Genomic DNA, 18,945 nt, shown 5'->3' on the forward strand with positions numbered 1-18,945 from the left:
TCCGTTCAACCTCCGTGAACGAAGTACTCAGCCTTTTGCAGTGAAGTCGAACTTGGCCCGTGCGCCGATAGTGGTTCGACTCATGAGGAGATATCCCGTGATAACCCGAAGAAAACTCCTGTACTCAGGCGCAGCCTTGACCGGTGCTGGCCTGTTTGCCCCGCTGTGGGCCGGTGTTGCGTTGGCGCAGGAAGTCAGCAGCGCCGCCAGCGACGACATCGAATCCTTCCGCCAATTGTCGATGTTCCTCCTCGAACGCCCGAGCCTGGATGCCACCTTGTCCTTGCGCATCCTGGCCCAGTGCACCCAGAACGACCCCGAGTTCCCGCAGAAGATGAAAGCCTTGTGGAGCAAGGTTGGCCAGCATCACTTGCGTAGCGTCGGCCAGTTGTCCGGCAGCCCGTTCTACGCCGACCCGGTGATCAAGGACACGACGCAGAAAATCGTCTCCGCCTGGTACCTGGGCTACACCGGCACGCCGGTGTCCCTGCGCGCTACCGACGGTACGCGGCTGGTGACCTTCACCGGCGCGCTGGCCTACCAGCCGACCGCGGACGCCACGGTGATCCCGACGTACTCCCGGGGAAAAACCAATTACTGGGTCAATCCTCCGGCCACGCTGGCCAACGACTAAGACAAGGCACTTTTATGAATCAGGATTTTGACGCCGATGTCATCGTGGTTGGCTCCGGCGCATTAGGCAGTAACGCAGCCTTTGAATTGGCCAAACTCGGCAAGTCAGTGATTATTCTGGAAGCGGGTGAACATATTCCCCGCTGGAAGATAGTCGAGAACTTCCGTAATTCTTCGAACAAGGGCAATTACAACTCACCCTATCCCAATGAGCCGTGGGCCCATCATTCTTATGATGAGCAGTACATCGAGAACACCGGTTCTTTCGAGTTCCGCCCCGGTATGTTGAAACTGGTGGGCGGCACCACCTGGCACTGGGCGGCGGCGTGCTGGCGTTATTTGCCCAACGATATGAAGCTCAAGACACTCTACGGAGTAGGTCGCGACTGGCCCCTGGAATACAGCGAGCTGGAACCCTATTACGTGCGCGCAGAAATTGCCCTGGGCGTGTGCGGCAGTGACACCCAGGACCAGAGCGGGCAGGGCGGCGGCGCTTTCCCGCCGCGCTCAAGCCCTTATCCAATGGCGCCGGAAGGCGATACCTACCTGTTCCAGCGCCTGCGCGAACGCATGGCCCCGGCCGGTTATCACTTTATCCATGAGCCCAATGGCCGTGCCACCGAACCCTACGACGGGCGCCCGGCGTGCAGCGGCAACAACAACTGCATGCCGGTCTGCCCCATAGGCGCGATGTACAGCGGCGATGTGCACGCCCGCCATGCGGAACAGGCCGGCGCCAAGCTGATCACCGACGCCACTGCCTACAAGCTGGAAAAAGGCGCGGACGACAAGATCGTCGCCATCCATTACCGCAGCTCCACCGGCGCTGATGTGCGGCTCACTGCCAAGTACTTCATCGTTGCCGCCCACGGCCTGGAAACCCCCAAGCTGCTGCTGATTTCCGAGGTGGCCAACTCCTCCGACCAGGTCGGTCGCAACCTGATGGACCACACTGGCCAAGGCCTGCAGTTTATCGCCGACGAGCCGTTGTGGCCGGGACGCGGCGCGGTGCAGCAGGGCGGGATTTTCAACCGCCGCGACGGCGAGTTCCGCAAGGAGCGGGCGTCGGTCAAACACTCGATCTCCAACAACGTGCCGAACATCGCCGTGGCCAAGCGGCTGATCGCCCAGGGCGTGTACGGCAAGGAGCTGGACGAACGCATCCGCCACGACGCGGCGCGTTGGGTCGACGTCTCTACCGTGTATGAAACCCTGCCGCTTTCGACCAACACCGTGCGCCCGAGCCGCACCCGCAAGGACGCCCTGGGCATCCCGATGCTGGTGGTCAACTACGAGGTGGGCGACTACGTGAAGGCGGCCAAGGCCGGCGTCACTGAAGACTATGCGCACTTCGTGCAACTGATGGGCGGCACGGTGGTGGAAGACAACACCGGCTACCAGAACCGCGACCACCTGATGGGCACCGTGATCATGGGCGCCAACCCCAAGGATTCGGTGGTCAACCACGAGTGCCGCACCCACGACCACGCCAACCTGTTTCTCGCCACCACCGGGGTGATACCGGCCTCCGGCACCATCAACCCGACCCTGGCCGGCGTGGCGCTGAGTATCCGTATGGCCGACATCATTGCGCGGGAGGTCTAGGTCATGGGATTGCTTAAATTTCCGTTGCTGGCCTTGCTGCTCACCGCGTTGCCGGTGTTTGCCGCTGAAGACACCGATGCGCTGATCGAGAAGGGCGCCTATGTCGCCCGTGCCGGCGATTGCGAAGCCTGTCACCGCACCGCCGAGAATGGGGGCGCGCCGCTGGCCGGCGGGTATGTGATCGACTCGCCCATGGGCAAGATCATCTCCAGCAACATCACTCCGTCCAAGGCCTACGGCATCGGTGACTACACCGAGCAGCAACTGGCGGACGCCTTGCGCAAAGGCATCAACGCCAAGGGCCAGCACCTGTACCCGGCGATGCCTTACACCTCCTATCAGGGCATGAGCGACGACGATATCCACGCCTTGTACGTGTACCTGCAACAGGGCGTCAAAGCCGTGGACCAGCCGGTGCCGGAAACGCACCTGGCGTTCCCGTTCAACATCCGCCAACTGATGTTCGGCTGGAACCTGGTGTTCCTCGACAGCCAGGGTTTTGTGCCGAAGCCCGGCGCCACCGAACAGACCAGCCGTGGCCAGTACCTGGTGGACAACCTCGCCCACTGCGGCGCCTGCCACACCCCACGTAATGCCCTGATGGCCGAGGACAACAGCCAGTACCTGGCTGGCGCCAAACTGGGTGGCTGGGTCGCGCCCAACATCACCTCCGACAAGGTCAGTGGCCTCGGCGACTGGAGCGAGGACGACCTGGTCAACTTCCTGAAAAACGGTCACCTCGCCGACAAGGCCCAAGCAGCGGGCGGTATGGCCGAAGCAGTGGAAAACAGCTTCCGCTTCCTCAGCGACAGCGACCTGCACGCCATGGCCGCCTACCTGCACAGCGTGCCGCCGATCCGCGATCCCGGGCAGACCGAGCGGGTGGTGCGCGACGTCAAGCCTGTGGACATGAGCACCCTGGAAACCGGCCAAGGCGATCAAGCGTCATTGGCTGACGCGACCGGCCTGGATGGCGCACGCCTCTACAACTCGGCCTGCTCCAGCTGCCACGGCCGCGATGGCCAGGGCTCGGCGGACAAGTTCTACCCGTCCCTGAGCCTCAACACCGCGCTCAACGGCAACCAGGCCAACAACCTGGTGATGGCGATCATCGCCGGCATCGACCGTAAAGGTGCCGACGGCGCAGTGAACATGCCGGCCTTGGGTGGCGACCTGAACGACGCGCAAATCGCCGCCATCGCCAACTACAGCCTGCAGACCTTCGGCAACCCGGCGCTGAGCGTCAGTTCCGAAGAGGTGACCAGCCTGCGTCGCGGTGGGGATACGCCGTTATTGATCACGGCGATGCCGTATCTGCTGTGGGGCGGTGGACTGTTGGCGCTGGTGCTGGTCATCGTGCTGGTGCTGTGGCGGCGTCACCACCAACACCTGCGGGCAGTGGAGGCCAAGCGGATTGCGTTGAACCGCCGTTTTCATTCCAACTAGCCAGAAACGCAAAAGCCCCGCCTTCGGTATGAAGTGCGGGGCTTTTTAATGCCTCAACGCTGGCGTAGCAGCTGTCGAGCTTAAGCGAGGCTGCGTCAGGCGCGACGCGATGCCTGTGTCTGGCGCGATTGCTATGTTGCTGCCATCGCAGCCTCGCTGACGCTCGACAGCTCCTAGGCGATGCTGTAGCCATCAAATGCGGTTTGCTGCTGCAATGCGGTGATGATGCTTTTACGCGTCAGTGGCTGCTCGGCGCCCGAGTTATCCACAAAGGTTTCAACCTCAAGTTCCGCCTCATCACCTTCACCGACAAAGGTAAAGCCGAGGAATTCAAACGCCTCACGGTCCACGTTCGGCTTGGAACGCGGCGAACGCAGCGGCAGGTTGACGCTGATGCCGTCCTTGCTGATGGCGAACACTTCCATTTCCTTCTTCGGGCGGGAAGCCTTGCCTTTGCCGGCGCTCGGGTTGCTGATGGCCTGGTGGGTCTGGTTCAGCACCTTGAGGGCCAGGCCGTAGACCAGTTCCTGAAACTCCGGATCGTCCTTGAAGCTGGACAGGATGCGGCTGATGGAGAACTTGGTATTCAGGTCTTCCAGGGCGGCGTTGTCGGCGGCTTCGGCGTCCTTGAGCTGCTTGAGCTCGCCCATCAGGTCGTAGGCCTTGTCGTCGTCGAAGGCGTCGTGGGCCTGGCGGATGGCCACGCGCAGCTCGCGGATCTGGTCGCTTTCCTTGGAGGTGTGGAACGCGTCCAGCACCATTTCACTGATGGTCTTGGCCGCCGGCACGTGCTGTGAAAGATTGATGGCGTTTTCGTATTCAGCTTTGGACTGCAAGGCGACTACGGATTCTTCGGTACGGGAATCAGACATTGAAATTTCACTACTTCAGTAAACGGGGAGACGGGAAAAGCGTCGCGCATTTTCAGCGGGGAGGGGGATCAGGTCAAGGCAGCACAATGCCCTCATCGCGGTTGAATGACGCCAACGCCCGCTGCAGCTTGATCGCCCGTCCGCAAAACAGCCCAACGGTAAAACCCGAAGCCCCGCCCGCCAGGGCCAGCATTGGCGCGGTGCTCGACAGCAACGGATGCACGGCGTGCTGGTAACCGAGGTAATACTTCACGGCGAAGAACAGTTGGGAGATCAGCAGGATTTTCCAGGTGCCGGGCAGCACCAGCGTGTGGCCATCGAGGCTTGCACCCTTGGCGGTGAACATCGCCATCGTCAACAGGCTGCCCACCGCCGCACCGCCCAGCCAGCAGCCGATCGACAGCGTTGAATGTTCAATGGACATCAGCGACCAGATCACCAGCACCACCGGCAGGATAACCAGCGACCGGTGGTTTTCGCGGCTGCCGCGGGTGGCTTTGATCCCGTACCAGCAGATCCACAGATAAACGGCGTACACCCAAAGGGGCGTGCCCTGAAGAATGTCGAGCATGGTCAGCGTCCGTGCCTGATGAAGTTGGGCGTCGATATTCGCCGGGCTGCGCGTGGTCTGTCCATCGATTTAACCGAGGCGCTTGCCCATTTCGAAGGCGCGTTTTTCGTAGCCCAATTCCTCGTACAGCCGCTGCGCCGGTTCGTTGAAGGCCCAGACGGTCAGGCGCAGATCACCGGCGCCCTGGCGGATGGCCCAACGCTCCGCGAGCGCCATCAGCTCACGGCCAATGCCCTGGCCGCGATGTGCCTCCAGCACGCAGATCGAGCCGATCCTGGCAACACGCAGCGGCTGCAACAACGGGCTGGCGGTCTCGATGATTTGCGCGGTGATAAATCCAATACCAACGCCGTGCTGCTCGGCAAGAAACACCGCCTGAACCCGACTGGTGAGGCAGGGCCGCCAATGGGACTGGTCGCGCTCCACCTGGTCGGTGGCATCACGATAGATATCGGGCCGTTCCTGGTGGTGCAGGCGGTTCAGCGGCTGGCCCAGTACGCATAGGGTGTGCAGGTCATCCAGGTGCGCCTGGCGATAGGTCAATCCTTGAGACATGGCAGTCCTTCGAACGGGGCAAAAGGCGTTTTATGCCCGTTATCGGCGATCACGTAAAGGCGCGGCGTTGGCCCCAAGCCCTTCGACGAAGCCGGCAATGCGTCGGCAAGCCTCCCTGAGGGTGTCATCGGCAACGGTAAACGAAACCCGCACAAACCCTTCGGCGCTGGGGCCAAAGGCTTGGGCATCAAGCACCGATACGCCGGTCTGGCGATACAGTTGCCAGGCGAATTCCCGGCCCGTGAGCACGGTGCGGCGTACGTCCACCAGCATGAACATGCCCGCCTGGGGGACTCGGCAGTCCAGCTCGCTGATCGCACTCAGCTCATTCACCACCAGGTCACGCCGGCGCCGATACACCGCACGGGCATCGCTGACCACGGCCTCATCCAGTTCCAGTGCCTTGAGCGCCGCCGCCTGGATAAACCCTGGCAGGCCATAAATCATGCACAGCAGCAAGTTCTCCAGATGGCTGATCAACGTGGGCGGGCCGGCCACCCAACCTACCCGCCAGCCAGTCATGGCGTGGCTTTTCGACAGGCTGTTGAGCACCACCGTACGCTCGGCCATGCCGGGTAACGCGCTGATGCTCAGGTGTTGATCGTCATAGATGAGCTGCCCATACACTTCATCGCAAATTACCCACAGGTCGTGGGCGCGTGCCACTTCGGCGACAGCTTCCAGCTCTTCGCGGCAGTAGACGTTGCCGGTGGGGTTGCACGGTGTAGCGAGGGCGATGCCCCGGGTCTTGTCGGTAATCGCGGCCTTCAGCGCGGTACGGGTCAGGCGAAAGCCGTTGGCGGCCGGTTGTTCGACGGTTTTAATGCGTGCCCCCGAGGCTTGGACACAGGCCTCGTAGGTCAGGTACATCGGCTCCGGCACCAGCACTTCATCGCCGTGGCTGAACAGGCACAAGCAGGCCGCGAACAGGCCATTCTGCGCGCCGGCGACCAGGGCTATATTGTCGGCGTGCACCGCAATCCCTTGCAGCAGGCTCTGCCGTGCGGCGATGGCCTCCCGCAGTTTCGGGCGGCCGAGCACATGGGTGTAGTGGGTGTCGCCAGCGCGCAGGGCGTCCACGGCGGTTTCACAGATCGCGCTGTGTGTGGCGAAATCCGGATCGCCGACACTGAGCACAATCACGTCTTCGCCACGCAGTTGAGCTTCGGCGGCGGCGTAGTGAATATCCCAGGCACTGACGGATTCGCCGCCAATGCGCCCCACAAAGGGTGAATAACGCATCCTTGCTCTCCTCGCCGACATCGATGCCCGCGTCAATTAGTCAATTTCAGTTCCACTGTAGAACATGGCGCCTGATCCACATCAAGGGCCGCGCGCAAAAAATCCGCTACAACGAAGCTGGGGCTGACCATGCTCCGGTTATCTGCCTGATGACCCAATAAAAACGATTGCAGACCTGCGCCGAGGGGACCGCCCCAGGCCGGGTTATTAAAGGAATAGTGCGATGATTTTTCCCCTGTCACGTCTGGGCCTTGTGGGGGTGGTGCTGTGCCTGTCCCTTCCCCTGCACGCCAACGAAGCCGACCCCACGCTGATCGAACAGGGCAAATACGTTGCCCAACTGGGTGACTGCATCGCCTGCCACACCGCCAAGCAAGGCGCGCAAATGGCCGGCGGGCTTGAACTGAGCACGCCAATGGGCACGATCTATTCGAGCAACATCACCCCGGACCGCGACACCGGCATCGGTCAGTACACCTTTGAGCAGTTCGACCGGGTGATGCGAGAAGGTGTGACGCCCGCGGGGCAGAACCTGTACCCGGCGATGCCGTACCCGTCCTACGCGAAGATGAGCGAGGGCGACATGCGCGCGTTGTTCGCCTATCTGATGCAGGGCGTGAAAGCGGTGAACAAGCCGAACCTGGACGCTGAGATGGGCTTCCCGTTCAACCAGCGCTGGGGCCTGGCGTTGTGGAATTTTGCGTTCCTCGACAAGCAGCCGTTCGTGCCTGACCCGGCGAAGGATGAAGTGCTTAACCGTGGCGCCTACCTGGTCCAGGGCCTGGGCCACTGCGGCTCTTGCCACACCCCGCGGGGTATCGCCTTCCAGGAGAAAGCCATGAGTGATGCCGGCCGCAGCGGCCGGCATTACCTGGCCGGGGAGACCGTCGAACATTGGCGCGCCTTGAGCCTGCGCAACCTGTGGACGGTGGACGACACCGTGCAATTGCTCAAGACCGGGCAGAACCGCTTTGCCACGGTCTCGGGGAACATGGCTGATGTGATTCATCACAGTACCCAGCATTTCACTGACGCTGACTTGACGGCCATCGCGACTTATTTGAAATCCTTGCCACCGGGCAAGGATGATCTGCCGATGCCCGCCGTGGCACACGAACCTGCTGCACCGCCCAAGGACCTGTTCACCAGCCGTGGCGGCCTGGGTTACATGCAGTTTTGCAGTGATTGCCACCGCAGCGACGGCGGCGGGGTGAAAGGGCTGTTTCCGCAGTTGGCCGGCAACCCGGGCGTTGCCTCGAACAACCCGACTTCATTGCTGCATATCACGCTGACGGGGTGGGAAACGGCTGAGACCGCAACCCATCCACGGGTCTACACCATGCCCGGGTTTGCCCGGTTGGCGGATCAGGAAATCGCTGAAATCCTCAGTTTCGTACGCAGCAGTTGGGGCAACGAAGGCACGCCCATCAGCGCTGCCCAAGTGAAGAAAATGCGTGGTCAGCTCAACCCGGTCACCACCGATTCGTCAGCGTTCGAAACCCCGCGCCTGGCTGAGTTGCTGACGGCACCGAATGCCGATCAAGTGGTGCGCGGCATGCGCCTGCACCTGCAAACCAAGGAACTGCTGCCGAACAATGTGGGTAATGCCTTGAACTGCACCAGTTGCCATCTCAACGCCGGTACCGTGGCGGACGGTTCGCCGTTTGTGGGTGTCTCGGCGTTCTTCCCGAGCTATGCGCCGCGGGCAGGCAAGGTGGTGAGCCTGGAAGAGCGGATTAACGGCTGCTTCCGGCGTTCGATGAATGGCAAGCCACTGCCGCCGGAATCGGCGGATATGCAGGCGATGGTGGCGTACTTCGACTGGATGAAAAACAACACCCAGCCTGAAGATAAAGTCGCCGGACGCGGGGTGGGCAAGGTCGACACTGCGATCAAACCGGACATGGAGAATGGCAAGCAGGTCTATGCCAGGCAGTGCGCGGTGTGCCATGGCGACAATGGCCAAGGGTTGACGCGGGCGGATGGCGAGTTGGTGTACCCGCCGTTGTGGGGCGAGCAATCGTTCAATATCGGGGCAGGGATGGCCCGGCTGTACACGGCGGCGGCGTTCGTGAAACGCAACATGCCGATTGGCTTCCACGAGAAATTCCCGTTGGGGCAGGGTGGCTTGTCGGATCAGGAGGCGGTGGATGTGGCGGCTTACTTCTCCCAACAACCTCGTCCGGATTTCCCGGACAAAGTGAAGGATTGGCCGAAGGGGGGTAAACCCGTGGATGCGCGGTACTAACCCCACAACCTGTTCGAAGTGGGCACAGTCAAGGTGGGAGCGGGCTTGCTCGCGAAGACGGTGGGTCAGTCACCCATGTATTGACTGACACTCCGCTTTCGCGAGCAAGCCCGCTCCCACAGTTTTAACCGAGTGCAGCCAGTTAGAAGGTGGTGCGCAAGCCAACCTGCACACTCCGCCCCGGCGCCGGGGCGATGTCCCGCAGGATCGAACTGGCGTAGCGCACGGTCTGGTTCGTCAGGTTCTCGCCGTTGACGAACGCCAGCCACTGGTTGCCGCCGACATTGAAGCGGTAGCCGGCGCTGGCGCCCAGGGTGGTGTAGCCATCGGTGCCGCTTTCGTTATCCGGCACCCGGCCCTGGCCCGCCGCGTGTTCAACGTCAATCCGCGCCTGCCAGCGATCCAGTTCCCACAGCAAGCCGCTGTTCAAACGCAACGGCGCAATCCGTGGCAAGGCTTCACCCGTGTCCAGGTTGGTCGCGCGGGTGTAGTCGCCGGACAGTTCCAACGCGAACTTGCCGTAGGCACCTTCCCCCAGCTTGATGTGATCCTGGGCTTCAAACCCTGCGAAACGCGCACGCACGCCGGAGTATTTGTACTCAGGAATGCCGCCGGCATCTTCCTCGCCTTCGTCATTCAGGGTGCGACCGCTGCCCAGCAGGCCGATGTAGTTGGAGAAGTGGCTGTAGAACACGCCGAAGCTGCCCTTGTGGGTGCCGTTGTCAAAGCGCAGCGCCAGGTCGCTGGACACCGCTTTTTCTTTCGACAGGTTGGCGTCGCCCAGTTCATAGGTGCCGGTGGCGACGTGAGCGCCGTTGGCATACAGCTCGTAGAACGTCGGGGCGCGTTCGGTGTAGCCGAGGGTGGCGGCCAGGGACCAGATTGGCGTGAGGGTGTACACCGCGCCAGACGACAGGCTGCCGGCGGTGAAGTCGGCAGACTTGTTGGCATTGGCAAAACGCGCGTTACCTTTGCCGTCGGGGTCGACGTTGGTGTGTTCCAGGCGTCCACCGAAGCTCAGCTTGAGGCGCTCGGTGGCCTGCATTTCTTCGAGGATAAACAGCGCGCCGGCGTTGGTGTCGGTCTGCGGTACGAACGCTTCTTCACCCAGCGCCGAGAACTCGTTGCGGCTGACCTGCGCGCCCACCACACCGTTGAATGGCCCGATCGGCAAGTGCCGGGCTTCAACCCGGGCTTCGTAGCCCTTGTTCTTGAAGGTGGTGCCGGTCTCGCCGCCTTCGATTTCCATGTGCTTGTAGTCGGTGTAGCCGGCGTCGAGTTTCACCGAGGTGAACGGGCCTTGCAGGTTGCGGATCTCGGACGCAAAGGCGTAGTGATCCTGCTTCATGCGGATGCGCACGTCCTGCTCGGCCGGGGAGCCGTAGTTGCTGTCGTAGTTGCTGTAGGACAGCCCGGCGTAACCATCGTCCCAGGTGTAGGAACCGCCGACCGAGCCGCCATCCTGGCGCCCGCTGCTGTTGCCCAGGCGGCCGTTCTTGCCTTCACCGTTTTCGCTTTCCGGCGCGTGGCGGCTGCGGGCGAAGCCGGGGATTTTCAGGTCGTTGAATTCCCGGGCACTGGCGTCCAGGTGCAAGGCGAAGGTGCCGTTGCCGGCTTCCAGTTTGCCGGCGCTGCTGCGGGTGGTGTCGGCGCCGCCGTAGCGCAACTCACCGGCACCATGGATGCCTTCGATGGCTTCGGTGGGGATGCGGTTGTCGAAGGTATTCACCACGCCGCCGATGGCACTGCCGCCGTAGAGCAGGGCGGCCGGGCCGCGTACGATTTCGATGCGGTCGACGTTGACCGGGTCCAGCGGCACGGCGTGGTCATAGGACAGCGACGAGGCATCCAGCGCGCCCACACCATTGCGCAGGACGCGAATGCGGTCGCCATCCTGGCCACGGATGATCGGCCGGCTGGCCCCCGGGCCGAAGTACGACGACGACACGCCGGGCTGCTTGTTCAGGGTTTCACCCAGGCTGCCTTTTTGTTGCAGGGTCAGGTCATCGCCTTCGAGCACGGTGGTGGGCGAGGCGAGGGTTTCGCTGCCCAACGGGTTGCCGGTGATGACTTGGGGTTGCAGCTCCAGGGCGTTGGCCTGGGAGGTGATCAACAGGGCGGTGGCCAGCGGGGTGAGGCGCCAGAGAGAAGAGAGGGACATCGGTCGTTCCTTGGCAAACGGCAAAAAAAGAGAAGGCTGAAAACGGTAAGGGATTCGATACCCTTTGATAGTTATCGTTACAATATAACATCACTTTTTTCTCTGCCAAGGGGAACTTTCCCAGAACCCGCTCGATCGCTCCCACACTGATCGTTCCCACGCTCTGCGTGGAAATGCATCCTGTGACGCTCTGCGTCACCATTGCGCGGGGCTGAAATTTGCGTCGACCGCGGGACGCAGAGCGTCCAATTCGGCATTCCCACGCAGAGCGTGGGAACGATCGAACAGTGGCCTATAGTGAAGGCAGCGCTTCCACCCGCACGGCCCGTCCGCTAAGGTGCGCGGCTTCGTTTTCTTCTTTTCGCAAAAGGCCCGGCATGACCGCGACAAACAAAGACCCACTGCACGGCGTCACCCTGGAACAGGTCCTCACCGCGCTGGTGGCGCATTACCAATGGGAAGGCCTGGCCGAGCGCATCAATATCCGCTGTTTTTCCAGTGACCCAAGTATCAAGTCGAGCCTTTCGTTCCTGCGCAAGACACCGTGGGCGCGGGAGAAGGTCGAAGGTTTGTACGTGAAGTTGATGCGCACCAAGCGACCGGTCGAGGACTGAGGTGAAACGTCACCTTATCGGCCTCGCAGCCCTCGGCGGTTGGGCCGGCCTGGCGCTGCAGCAGTACATTATTTTCTACTTCCGCTGGATCGATGGCGCCAGCCTGTTGCCGGGCCTGGTGAATTTCTTCAGCTTCTTCACCGTGCTCACCAACACCCTGGTAGCGGTAGTGTTGACCCACGCCTGGGTGCAACGGCCAACCGCGGCGAGCCGGTTTTTCCTCGGGCCTGTGGTCAGCAGCGGGATTGCCGTGAGTATTGTGGTGGTCAGCCTCGCGTACAGCCTCTTGCTGCGGCACATGTGGCAGCCCGCGGGGGTGCAGTTTGTGGCGGACGAACTGCTGCACGACGTGATGCCGTTGGTGTTTGTCGCCTATTGGTGGTGGTGCGTGCCCAAGGGCAGCTTGCGCCTCCAGCACATCGGACTGTGGGTGATTTACCCGCTGGTGTACTTCGCGTACGCGTTGTTGCGTGGGTATGTGTGGGGGCTGTATCAGTACCCGTTCATTGACGTGGACAGGCTGGGTTATCCACAGGTGTTCATCAATGCCGGGGGAATTCTGGCGGGGTTTGTGCTGATTGCTTTGGTGGTGGTGGGGCTGGATAAAATCATCAAGCCCCGCATCTGATCACTCTTCTTCGCTGCCTTCCGCGCGCCAGTAACCAACCGCCTTGAGGAACGCCTCATTGACGTTGTGCGTGTCCAGCAGCACCCGCCGCAGCTGGCGCGACAGTTTGCTTTCGGTGGCGACGAAGCTGTACAGCGAACCGTCCGGCAGCGTCAGGTTCTGCACCGTCTCGAGCAGGTCATCCTGGCCGCGCACCACCCAGATCACTTCCACCTCGGCGGCGCTGTGCAGCGGCTGCTGTTCCGCCGCATTGGCGATCTCGATCACCGCCAATACCTTGCGCCCCGCCGGCAATTCGTCCAGGCGCCGGGCAATGGCCGGGATCGCGGTTTCATCACCGATCAACAGGTAGCTGTCGAAGATATCCGGCACGATCATTGAGCCACGGGGCCCGCCGATGTGCAGGTGCTGGCCGACCTTGGCCTGCTCGGCCCAGGTGGAGGCAGGGCCATCGCCGTGCAGCACGAAGTCGATGTCCAGCTCGCCGATGTCCAGGTCGTACCGGCGTGGGGTGTAGTCGCGCATGGCCGGTTGTGGGCCATCGCCGCGCAGGTTGAAGTCGGGGTTGTCCAGCGCCGCTTGTTCGGCGGCGTTCTGCGGGAACAGCAGCTTGATGTGATCGTCACTGCCCAGGCTGATAAAGCCCGCCAGTTCCGGCCCGCCCAGGGTGATGCGGCGCATGCGCGGGGTGATGTCGACCACTCGCAGGACTTCGAGGCGGCGGCGTTTGATTTCGTGGGTCACGCGGTGGATGGCTTGGGTATTCATTGGGCTTTCCCGTCGGCAATGGCTTGGGCGGTGCTGTTGAGCAGCGCCGCGACACGAACGATTTCTTCCGGGCTCCAGCGCCCGTGGTGCGAATGCAAGGCGTGACGCAGGTTATGCACCGCCTCGTGGATTTCCGGCGGACGGTCCTGGCCGCGCAGCGAACGTTTGCTCACATCCATGCGCATGCGAATACCTTCGAGGGCAACCGCCTGTTCGCTTAAGAAGAGACGACCGGCGTCGGTGATTGTGTAGCGTTTTTTTCCGTCATCGGCGTCGCCGGTAATCAATTCGCTTTCTTCGAGAAAGGTCAGCGTGGGGTAGATCACGCCGGGGCTGGGGCTGTAGGCGCCGTCGAACAGGGTCTCGATCCGGCGAATCAGGTCGTAGCCATGGCACGGCTGTTCGGCGATCAGTGCCGGCAGCAGCAGTTTCAGGTCGCCGGGGGCGAAAACCCGTGGGCCACGGCCGCCGCGCTCGCGGCCTGGGCGTTTGTCGAAGCCGTCGCGGCTGTCACCGGGGTCGCGGTGTGAATGATGGTCTCTCATTTCGGATGCTCTCGTTTGGTTTAGATACAACGTAAGATATATCTTAATGCCGCTGCAACCCCGACAGACGAACGGTCATCTCGCGCCGTGTGAGACGGGACTCGAAAACAGGCTGATCAGCGCACTGACTCTCACGACATATTCGCCAACTTGTTAGTTGGCGTGCCCCAGTAATTACTGTTGTTTTTTATAATATGTAATCCTATTCTTACGGACGTGTTCTGCACTAAATCATTCTTGTTAAGTTAATGTAGTCCGTTTCTTACGGCTGATTCTAAAGTTTTGGCAAAGTGCCATAATTTTCCTATGTGTCTTGGTATGACAAGGCTACGTGAATAAGCGAATCGACCGGCTTTCATATTCAAAATCGAAATGGATAATTGCCCGGCCTCGAACGAACTCCTGAATTGCAATACAAGTAATTGGAAAGCCTCCGATTTCCACTGTTTCAGGAAACTGTTCTGGCGTTTGGTTAATAAGTCCTGTGCGCAACTAAGCCAGGATTTCGTTTTGATTTTTAATACATATGAGCATCTGCAAATGAAGACTAAAGTAAAAGCTGCGCTGTTGACTGTCGGCCTGTTGGCGGGTTCGATCTCTGTTGCTAATGCGGCGGACGGGACGATTACATTCACCGGTTCGGTCCATTCGGGCGCTTGCTCTATCAAGCCTGAGTCTGTGGATCAGTCAGTTGCACTTGGCGCTATTGCAAAGCATCAGTTGCAATCCGGCGGCAAGTCCACCGCCCGCCCCGTGACTATCGAACTTGAAGGTTGCGACCTGTCTGGCCTCACCGATAACACCGTGACCACTACCTTCACCGGTGCGCCGTCCAGCGTTGTGCCTGGCGGCATCGGCACGGTCGGTAGCGCGGGCGGCATCGGCATCATGATGACCCACGGCGGCAAAGCGATTGAGCTGGGCGTGCCAACCACTCCGCAGGCCATTGTTGCCGGTAATAACACCCTGCAGTTCGGCGCCTACGTACAAGGCCAGGCGACAGGCGACATCGTTCCTGGTGATTTCAGCGCGGTCACCAACTTCACCTTGGCTTATCAGTAAGTGTTTCCCCCGCCACCACTGGTGGCGGGGGAAAACTGGCGGGAGATCAAGGTGAAAACATTCATAAGTCTCGCTATTGCCTCTTCATTGACGCTGTTCATCAGTCCTTGTGATGCCGCGCAGACGCGTGTGCAAGGCGATGGGCTCGTCACGCTGGGAGGCGAGATCATCGACTCGGCCTGCGGGCTGGAAGCGGTCACTGCCGATCAGACCATCGACATGCCTCCCGAACCCATCGGCCGCCTGTTGCGAGAGGGCGCGGGGCAAATGCAGCCGTTCCAGCTACGGCTGGTCAATTGCACGGTGACCCGTCCCGACCCGTTGCGCCCCGGCGAAACGCTGCCGGACTGGGAGCATCTTCGCGTGACGTTCGACGGGCCCAGCGATATGGGCGGGCGCTCCTTTGCAGCCTTTGGTGCCTCGCAGGGGGTTGCTTTCCATATTGAGGACGCAGCTGGCCAGGTGAGTGTGCCGGGAGTGCCGATGGCGTTGCTGCCGGTGGTTGATGGCGACATGACGCTTCATTACAGGCTCCGCCTGGTGGGCAACGGAGTGCCGCTGTTGGCAGGGGCTCACCGCGCGGCAGTGCGGTTCAAGTTGGAATACTTCTGAAGATTGAGTTGCGTGTATGTTGAATACGTCGAAAGTCATGAATACGCTGCGCCCCAGCCTCTTTGGCGGGTTGATATCACTGGCTGGAACTGCAATGGGCGCCGGGGATATTGAGTTTAATACCGACGTTCTTGATCTGATTGATCGCTCCAATATTGACCTGTCTCAGTTTGCACGCAGTGGGTTTATCTTGCCTGGCACCTACTCGATGGTGGTCCAGCTCAATACCCAGCCTATATCTGAACAATCGGTGGCGTTCTTTCACCCCGATGATGATCCCAAAGGCAGTGCGCCCTGTTTATCGCGTGAGCTTGTCGAGCAACTGGGCCTCAAGGCGTCCGGCGCTGACCAGCTCAAGTGGTGGAAAGGCGGGCAGTGCCTGGATGTCACGGGCTTGCCCGGCATGCAAGTCAGTGCCGACCTGGGCACCTCCACCCTGGACATCAACCTTCCCCAGGCCTACCTGGAATACAGCGCCATCAACTGGGACCCGCCGTCACGTTGGGATGAGGGGGTGCCGGGGTTGCTGGTCGACTACAACATGACGGCGCAGTCCAGCTACCGGAAAAGTAACGGTACGCGCAATGACCTCAGCGGTAACGGCACACTCGGCGCCAATGCCGGGGCCTGGCGCCTGAGGGCGGATTGGCAAGGGCGTGTCGAGAAAGACCGCGAGGCCCAGGCCAGTCGGCAAAAACTGGAATGGAGCCGCTATTACGCGTATCGCGCCGTTCCTGCGCTGAAGGCACGCCTGGTGGTGGGCGAGGACTACCTGTATTCGGACCTGTTCGACAGCTTCCGCTTTACCGGTGCCGGGCTCAAGTCAGACGAAAGCCAGCTGCCGCCCAACCTGCGGGGCTACGCACCGGAAGTGGTCGGGGTGGCCAGGACCAATGCAAAGGTTGTCATCAGCCAGCAGGGGCGTGTGCTCTATGAAACGCTGGTGGCGGCAGGCCCTTTTCGTATCCAGGACCTTAATGACGCCGTGTCCGGCACCCTGGATGTGCGGGTCGAAGAGCAGGACGGTTCGGTGCAGAAGTTCCAGCTCGATACGGCAGGCGTTCCCTACCTGACGCGTCCCGGGCAGGTTCGTTACAAGCTGTCTGCCGGGCGACCGTCCAACCTGCAGTACGAATCCCGCGGTGATTTTTTTGGCACCGGCGAGTTCTCCTGGGGGATCAGCAATGGTTGGTCGCTGCTGGGTGGTGCGATAACGGATAACAACTACCGTGCGTTGTCGGTGGGCGCGGGCCGGGATTTGCTGGCGTTCGGCGCCGTTTCTCTGGACGTCACCCAGTCTCGCGCCAGCCTGTGGAACCAGACACTCTCGGGTAAATCCTACCGCCTTCAATATTCCAAGAACTTTGAAGAGTACGACAGCCAGGTCACCTTTGCCGGTTACCGGTTTTCCGAGAAGAACTACTTGAGCATGAGCCAATACCTGGATGCTCGGCACTACGGGTTGAACGGTGAGCTGGGCGGACGCGGCGTGTTCGATGAAAACGGTAACTTCATTGAACACTGGAAACCCATTGGCGGTAACAAGGCGCTTTATACGGTGACGGTGAACAAGCAGTTTCGCGATCTGAACACCACGGTGTATGCCAGCTATAACAAACAAACGTATTGGAACCGGCCGGACACCCAGCGCTGGAACCTGTCGGCGTCTCGTTACTTCAACGTGGGTTCTGTCAGGAACATGAGCCTGTCGCTGAATTTATATCGCACCCATGAATACCAATATAAGGATAACGGAGCAGCGCTGACGGTCAGCCTGCCGTTGGGGCCCACCGGCACCTTGTCGATGGATGCCAACAGGGCCGGCGGCAAAAACAGCTTTACCACGCGCTACGCCGATCGTCTGGATGAACGTAACAGCTACCAGCTCAGTGCCAGCGATACCTCGGCCAGCGGCTACCTGAGCCATATCGGTGACCAGGCCGACATCGACCTCAGCGCCACGACGCAACAAGGCAATAACCGCACCCTCAGCGCATCCGTGCGTGGCGGCGGCACGCTCACGCCTTACGGTGGGGCGCTGCATCGAACCACCAGTACCGGCGGAACCCGCCTGCTGGTCGATACCGCCGGTGTGCCCGATGTGCCCGTGCGGGGTTACGGCACGCCGACCCGCAGCAACGCGTTCGGCAAGGCGGTCATCTCCGACATCACCAGCTACCAGCGTACGGCGGCCAGTGTTGACCTAGAGAAATTGCCCAGCGATGTCGAGGCCACTCAATCCGTGACGCAATTGACCCTCACCGAAGGGGCCATTGGCTACCGATCCCTGGAAGTGATTTCCGGCCAGAAGGCCATGGCGATTCTTCGCCTGCCGGATGGCAGCGCACCGCCCTTCGGCGCCACGGTGAAAAACCGCAAGCAGCAGGACACCGGGGTGGTGAATGACGGCGGGGATGTCTACCTGAGCGGCATTCAGGCCGGCGAGCAGATGATCGTCAGTTGGGGCGGCACCGAGCGCTGCGTCCTGACGCTGCCTGTCGAGTTGCCAGCGGATGCATTCACCGATGCCCTGCAATTGCGCTGCCAGACGGTAGCCGTCGATCAAGCCTCACCCGAGCCAGCCACCCTGACCGGCCAGCGAAACACTATGGAGAATCCATCCTCATGAAACACAACATACGTTTTACCTACGCACTGCTGCTGGTGGTCTTGAGCCAGAGCGCCAACGCCGCTGTCGGCCTGGACCGTACCCGCGTGATTTTCGATGGTGGCAAAGATGCAACCAGCGTCAACATCACCAACAACAACCCCCAGTTACCGTACCTGGCCCAGGGCTGGATCGAGGATGAAGAGGGCAAGAAAATCACCTCACCCTTGATCGTGCTGCCACCGGTCCAACGCCTGGAGCCCGGCAAGCAAAGCCAGGTGAAAGTCCAGGCGCTGCCGGCCGCCAAGTCGCTGCCCCAGGATCGGGAGACGGTCTACTACTTCAACCTGCGGGAAATTCCGCCGCGCAGCGACAAGCCCAACACCCTGCAAATCGCGCTGCAAACCCGGATCAAATTGTTTTACCGGCCGCAGGCAATTACCCCCACCCAGCAGGACCTGGCCAACCCGTGGCAGGAAAAACTGACCCTTACCCGGCAAGGCGATCACTACCGGGTGAATAACCCCACGCCTTACTACGTGACCCTGGTGGATGCGCGCAGCAGCAAGGACGGCAAGACCATACCGGGCTTCGAGCCGGTGATGGTCGCGCCCAAAGGCACGCAAGCCCTGGGGCCGACTGCCAAAGAGCTCGGTACCACCCCCTATTTGTCCTACGTGAATGATTACGGTGGCCGTCCGCTGCTGGCGTTCACCTGCAGTGGCGAGACGTGCAAGGTGAACACGCAACTGTCTGTGGCCAATCAGTAGTGCCT

General features: G+C 61.1%; 17 protein-coding genes. 10 read left to right on the forward strand and 7 right to left on the reverse strand.

Annotation, left to right across the window (positions count from 1 at the left end; all coding sequences use genetic code 11):
• Nucleotides 1-97 precede the first annotated feature (97 nt).
• The 3 genes from K0H47_RS18680 to K0H47_RS18690 are packed head-to-tail and all read left to right on the forward strand — an operon-like array spanning nt 98 to nt 3,684.
• Complete coding sequence (locus K0H47_RS18680) at nt 98-634, forward strand: sugar dehydrogenase complex small subunit (RefSeq protein ID WP_201264134.1); 537 nt, start codon at nt 98-100, stop codon at nt 632-634.
• A gap of 14 nt (nt 635-648) precedes the next feature.
• Nucleotides 649-2,238 (forward strand): GMC family oxidoreductase, encoded by a 1,590-nt coding sequence (locus K0H47_RS18685; RefSeq protein WP_167662841.1) that lies wholly within the window; start codon nt 649-651, stop codon nt 2,236-2,238.
• A gap of 3 nt (nt 2,239-2,241) precedes the next feature.
• Nucleotides 2,242-3,684, forward strand: a complete 1,443-nt coding sequence (locus tag K0H47_RS18690) for a cytochrome c (protein ID WP_219273393.1) — start codon at nt 2,242-2,244, stop codon at nt 3,682-3,684.
• 173 nt (nt 3,685-3,857) lie between these two features.
• Here K0H47_RS18690 and K0H47_RS18695 read toward each other — a convergent pair whose 3' ends face one another.
• The 4 genes from K0H47_RS18695 to K0H47_RS18710 all read right to left on the reverse strand — a co-directional run bounded on the left by K0H47_RS18695 (nt 3,858) and on the right by K0H47_RS18710 (nt 6,924).
• A complete protein-coding gene (locus tag K0H47_RS18695; protein ID WP_063027330.1) occupies nt 3,858-4,556 on the reverse strand; it encodes a hypothetical protein in 699 nt (232 codons plus the stop codon).
• Nucleotides 4,557-4,629: 73 nt separating this feature from the next.
• Nucleotides 4,630-5,127, reverse strand: a complete 498-nt coding sequence (locus K0H47_RS18700; RefSeq protein ID WP_219273394.1) for a hypothetical protein — start codon at nt 5,125-5,127, stop codon at nt 4,630-4,632.
• 69 nt (nt 5,128-5,196) lie between these two features.
• Nucleotides 5,197-5,682 (reverse strand): N-acetyltransferase, encoded by a 486-nt coding sequence (locus tag K0H47_RS18705; RefSeq protein WP_177071144.1) that lies wholly within the window; start codon nt 5,680-5,682, stop codon nt 5,197-5,199.
• A gap of 39 nt (nt 5,683-5,721) precedes the next feature.
• On the reverse strand, nt 5,722-6,924 hold the full coding sequence (locus K0H47_RS18710; protein WP_219273395.1) for a pyridoxal phosphate-dependent aminotransferase: 1,203 nt from the start codon (nt 6,922-6,924) through the stop codon (nt 5,722-5,724).
• A 223-nt stretch (nt 6,925-7,147) separates the two neighbouring features.
• Between K0H47_RS18710 and K0H47_RS18715 the strand changes: the two genes are divergently transcribed.
• Nucleotides 7,148-9,172 carry a c-type cytochrome gene (locus tag K0H47_RS18715; protein ID WP_219273396.1) on the forward strand — a complete coding sequence of 675 codons (2,025 nt, stop codon included), beginning with the start codon at nt 7,148-7,150 and terminating at the stop codon, nt 9,170-9,172.
• Nucleotides 9,173-9,314: 142 nt separating this feature from the next.
• Here K0H47_RS18715 and K0H47_RS18720 read toward each other — a convergent pair whose 3' ends face one another.
• Nucleotides 9,315-11,333, reverse strand: a complete 2,019-nt coding sequence (locus tag K0H47_RS18720; protein ID WP_219273397.1) for a TonB-dependent receptor — start codon at nt 11,331-11,333, stop codon at nt 9,315-9,317.
• Nucleotides 11,334-11,710: 377 nt separating this feature from the next.
• On the opposite strand from K0H47_RS18720, the gene K0H47_RS18725 reads away from it, so the two are divergent.
• Entirely contained in the window at nt 11,711-11,947 is a 237-nt protein-coding gene (locus tag K0H47_RS18725; RefSeq protein WP_003216406.1) for a VF530 family DNA-binding protein, read from the forward strand.
• A 1-nt stretch (nt 11,948) separates the two neighbouring features.
• Entirely contained in the window at nt 11,949-12,575 is a 627-nt protein-coding gene (locus K0H47_RS18730; protein ID WP_219273398.1) for a Pr6Pr family membrane protein, read from the forward strand.
• On the opposite strand, the gene K0H47_RS18735 is transcribed toward K0H47_RS18730, so the two are convergent.
• Together K0H47_RS18735 and K0H47_RS18740 are read right to left on the reverse strand one after the other, a co-directional pair.
• Nucleotides 12,576-13,343 carry a siderophore-interacting protein gene (locus K0H47_RS18735; RefSeq protein WP_219273399.1) on the reverse strand — a complete coding sequence of 256 codons (768 nt, stop codon included), beginning with the start codon at nt 13,341-13,343 and terminating at the stop codon, nt 12,576-12,578.
• Entirely contained in the window at nt 13,340-13,888 is a 549-nt protein-coding gene (locus tag K0H47_RS18740) for a PadR family transcriptional regulator (protein ID WP_063027345.1), read from the reverse strand. The genes K0H47_RS18735 and K0H47_RS18740 overlap by 4 nt, the downstream gene beginning before the upstream one ends.
• A 540-nt stretch (nt 13,889-14,428) precedes the next feature.
• On the opposite strand from K0H47_RS18740, the gene K0H47_RS18745 reads away from it, so the two are divergent.
• From K0H47_RS18745 to K0H47_RS18760, 4 genes are read left to right on the forward strand one after another with little or no spacing between them, the layout of a single operon-like run.
• The gene (locus tag K0H47_RS18745; RefSeq protein WP_063027347.1) at nt 14,429-14,950 is read left to right on the forward strand and encodes a fimbrial protein; all 522 of its coding nucleotides are present in this window, start codon (nt 14,429-14,431) and stop codon (nt 14,948-14,950) included.
• 51 nt (nt 14,951-15,001) lie between these two features.
• On the forward strand, nt 15,002-15,562 hold the full coding sequence (locus K0H47_RS18750; protein ID WP_063027350.1) for a fimbrial protein: 561 nt from the start codon (nt 15,002-15,004) through the stop codon (nt 15,560-15,562).
• 16 nt (nt 15,563-15,578) lie between these two features.
• Nucleotides 15,579-18,191, forward strand: a complete 2,613-nt coding sequence (locus K0H47_RS18755) for an outer membrane usher protein (RefSeq protein WP_148666945.1) — start codon at nt 15,579-15,581, stop codon at nt 18,189-18,191.
• Nucleotides 18,188-18,940 (forward strand): fimbria/pilus periplasmic chaperone, encoded by a 753-nt coding sequence (locus tag K0H47_RS18760; protein WP_063027354.1) that lies wholly within the window; start codon nt 18,188-18,190, stop codon nt 18,938-18,940. The genes K0H47_RS18755 and K0H47_RS18760 overlap by 4 nt, the downstream gene beginning before the upstream one ends.
• The last annotated feature ends 5 nt before the right edge of the window (nt 18,941-18,945 follow it).

The organism is Pseudomonas sp. Xaverov 83 (assembly GCF_019352905.1).
In the GTDB taxonomy this organism is placed as follows: Bacteria; Pseudomonadota; Gammaproteobacteria; order Pseudomonadales; family Pseudomonadaceae; genus Aquipseudomonas; species Aquipseudomonas yamanorum.

Excerpts from the sequence above, each read along its gene's own strand:
- K0H47_RS18685 (WP_167662841.1), top strand. The coding sequence starts at position 649 with ATGAATCAGGATTTTGACGCCGATGTCATCGTGGTTGGCTCCGGCGCA.
- K0H47_RS18690 (WP_219273393.1), top strand. The coding sequence starts at position 2,242 with ATGGGATTGCTTAAATTTCCGTTGCTGGCCTTGCTGCTCACCGCGTTG.
- K0H47_RS18695 (WP_063027330.1), bottom strand. The coding sequence starts at position 4,556 with ATGTCTGATTCCCGTACCGAAGAATCCGTAGTCGCCTTGCAGTCCAAA.
- K0H47_RS18700 (WP_219273394.1), bottom strand. The coding sequence starts at position 5,127 with ATGCTCGACATTCTTCAGGGCACGCCCCTTTGGGTGTACGCCGTTTAT.
- K0H47_RS18705 (WP_177071144.1), bottom strand. The coding sequence starts at position 5,682 with ATGTCTCAAGGATTGACCTATCGCCAGGCGCACCTGGATGACCTGCAC.
- K0H47_RS18710 (WP_219273395.1), bottom strand. The coding sequence starts at position 6,924 with ATGCGTTATTCACCCTTTGTGGGGCGCATTGGCGGCGAATCCGTCAGT.
- K0H47_RS18715 (WP_219273396.1), top strand. The coding sequence starts at position 7,148 with ATGATTTTTCCCCTGTCACGTCTGGGCCTTGTGGGGGTGGTGCTGTGC.
- K0H47_RS18720 (WP_219273397.1), bottom strand. The coding sequence starts at position 11,333 with ATGTCCCTCTCTTCTCTCTGGCGCCTCACCCCGCTGGCCACCGCCCTG.
- K0H47_RS18725 (WP_003216406.1), top strand. The coding sequence starts at position 11,711 with ATGACCGCGACAAACAAAGACCCACTGCACGGCGTCACCCTGGAACAG.
- K0H47_RS18735 (WP_219273399.1), bottom strand. The coding sequence starts at position 13,343 with ATGAATACCCAAGCCATCCACCGCGTGACCCACGAAATCAAACGCCGC.
- K0H47_RS18740 (WP_063027345.1), bottom strand. The coding sequence starts at position 13,888 with ATGAGAGACCATCATTCACACCGCGACCCCGGTGACAGCCGCGACGGC.
- K0H47_RS18745 (WP_063027347.1), top strand. The coding sequence starts at position 14,429 with ATGAAGACTAAAGTAAAAGCTGCGCTGTTGACTGTCGGCCTGTTGGCG.
- K0H47_RS18755 (WP_148666945.1), top strand. The coding sequence starts at position 15,579 with ATGTTGAATACGTCGAAAGTCATGAATACGCTGCGCCCCAGCCTCTTT.
- K0H47_RS18760 (WP_063027354.1), top strand. The coding sequence starts at position 18,188 with ATGAAACACAACATACGTTTTACCTACGCACTGCTGCTGGTGGTCTTG.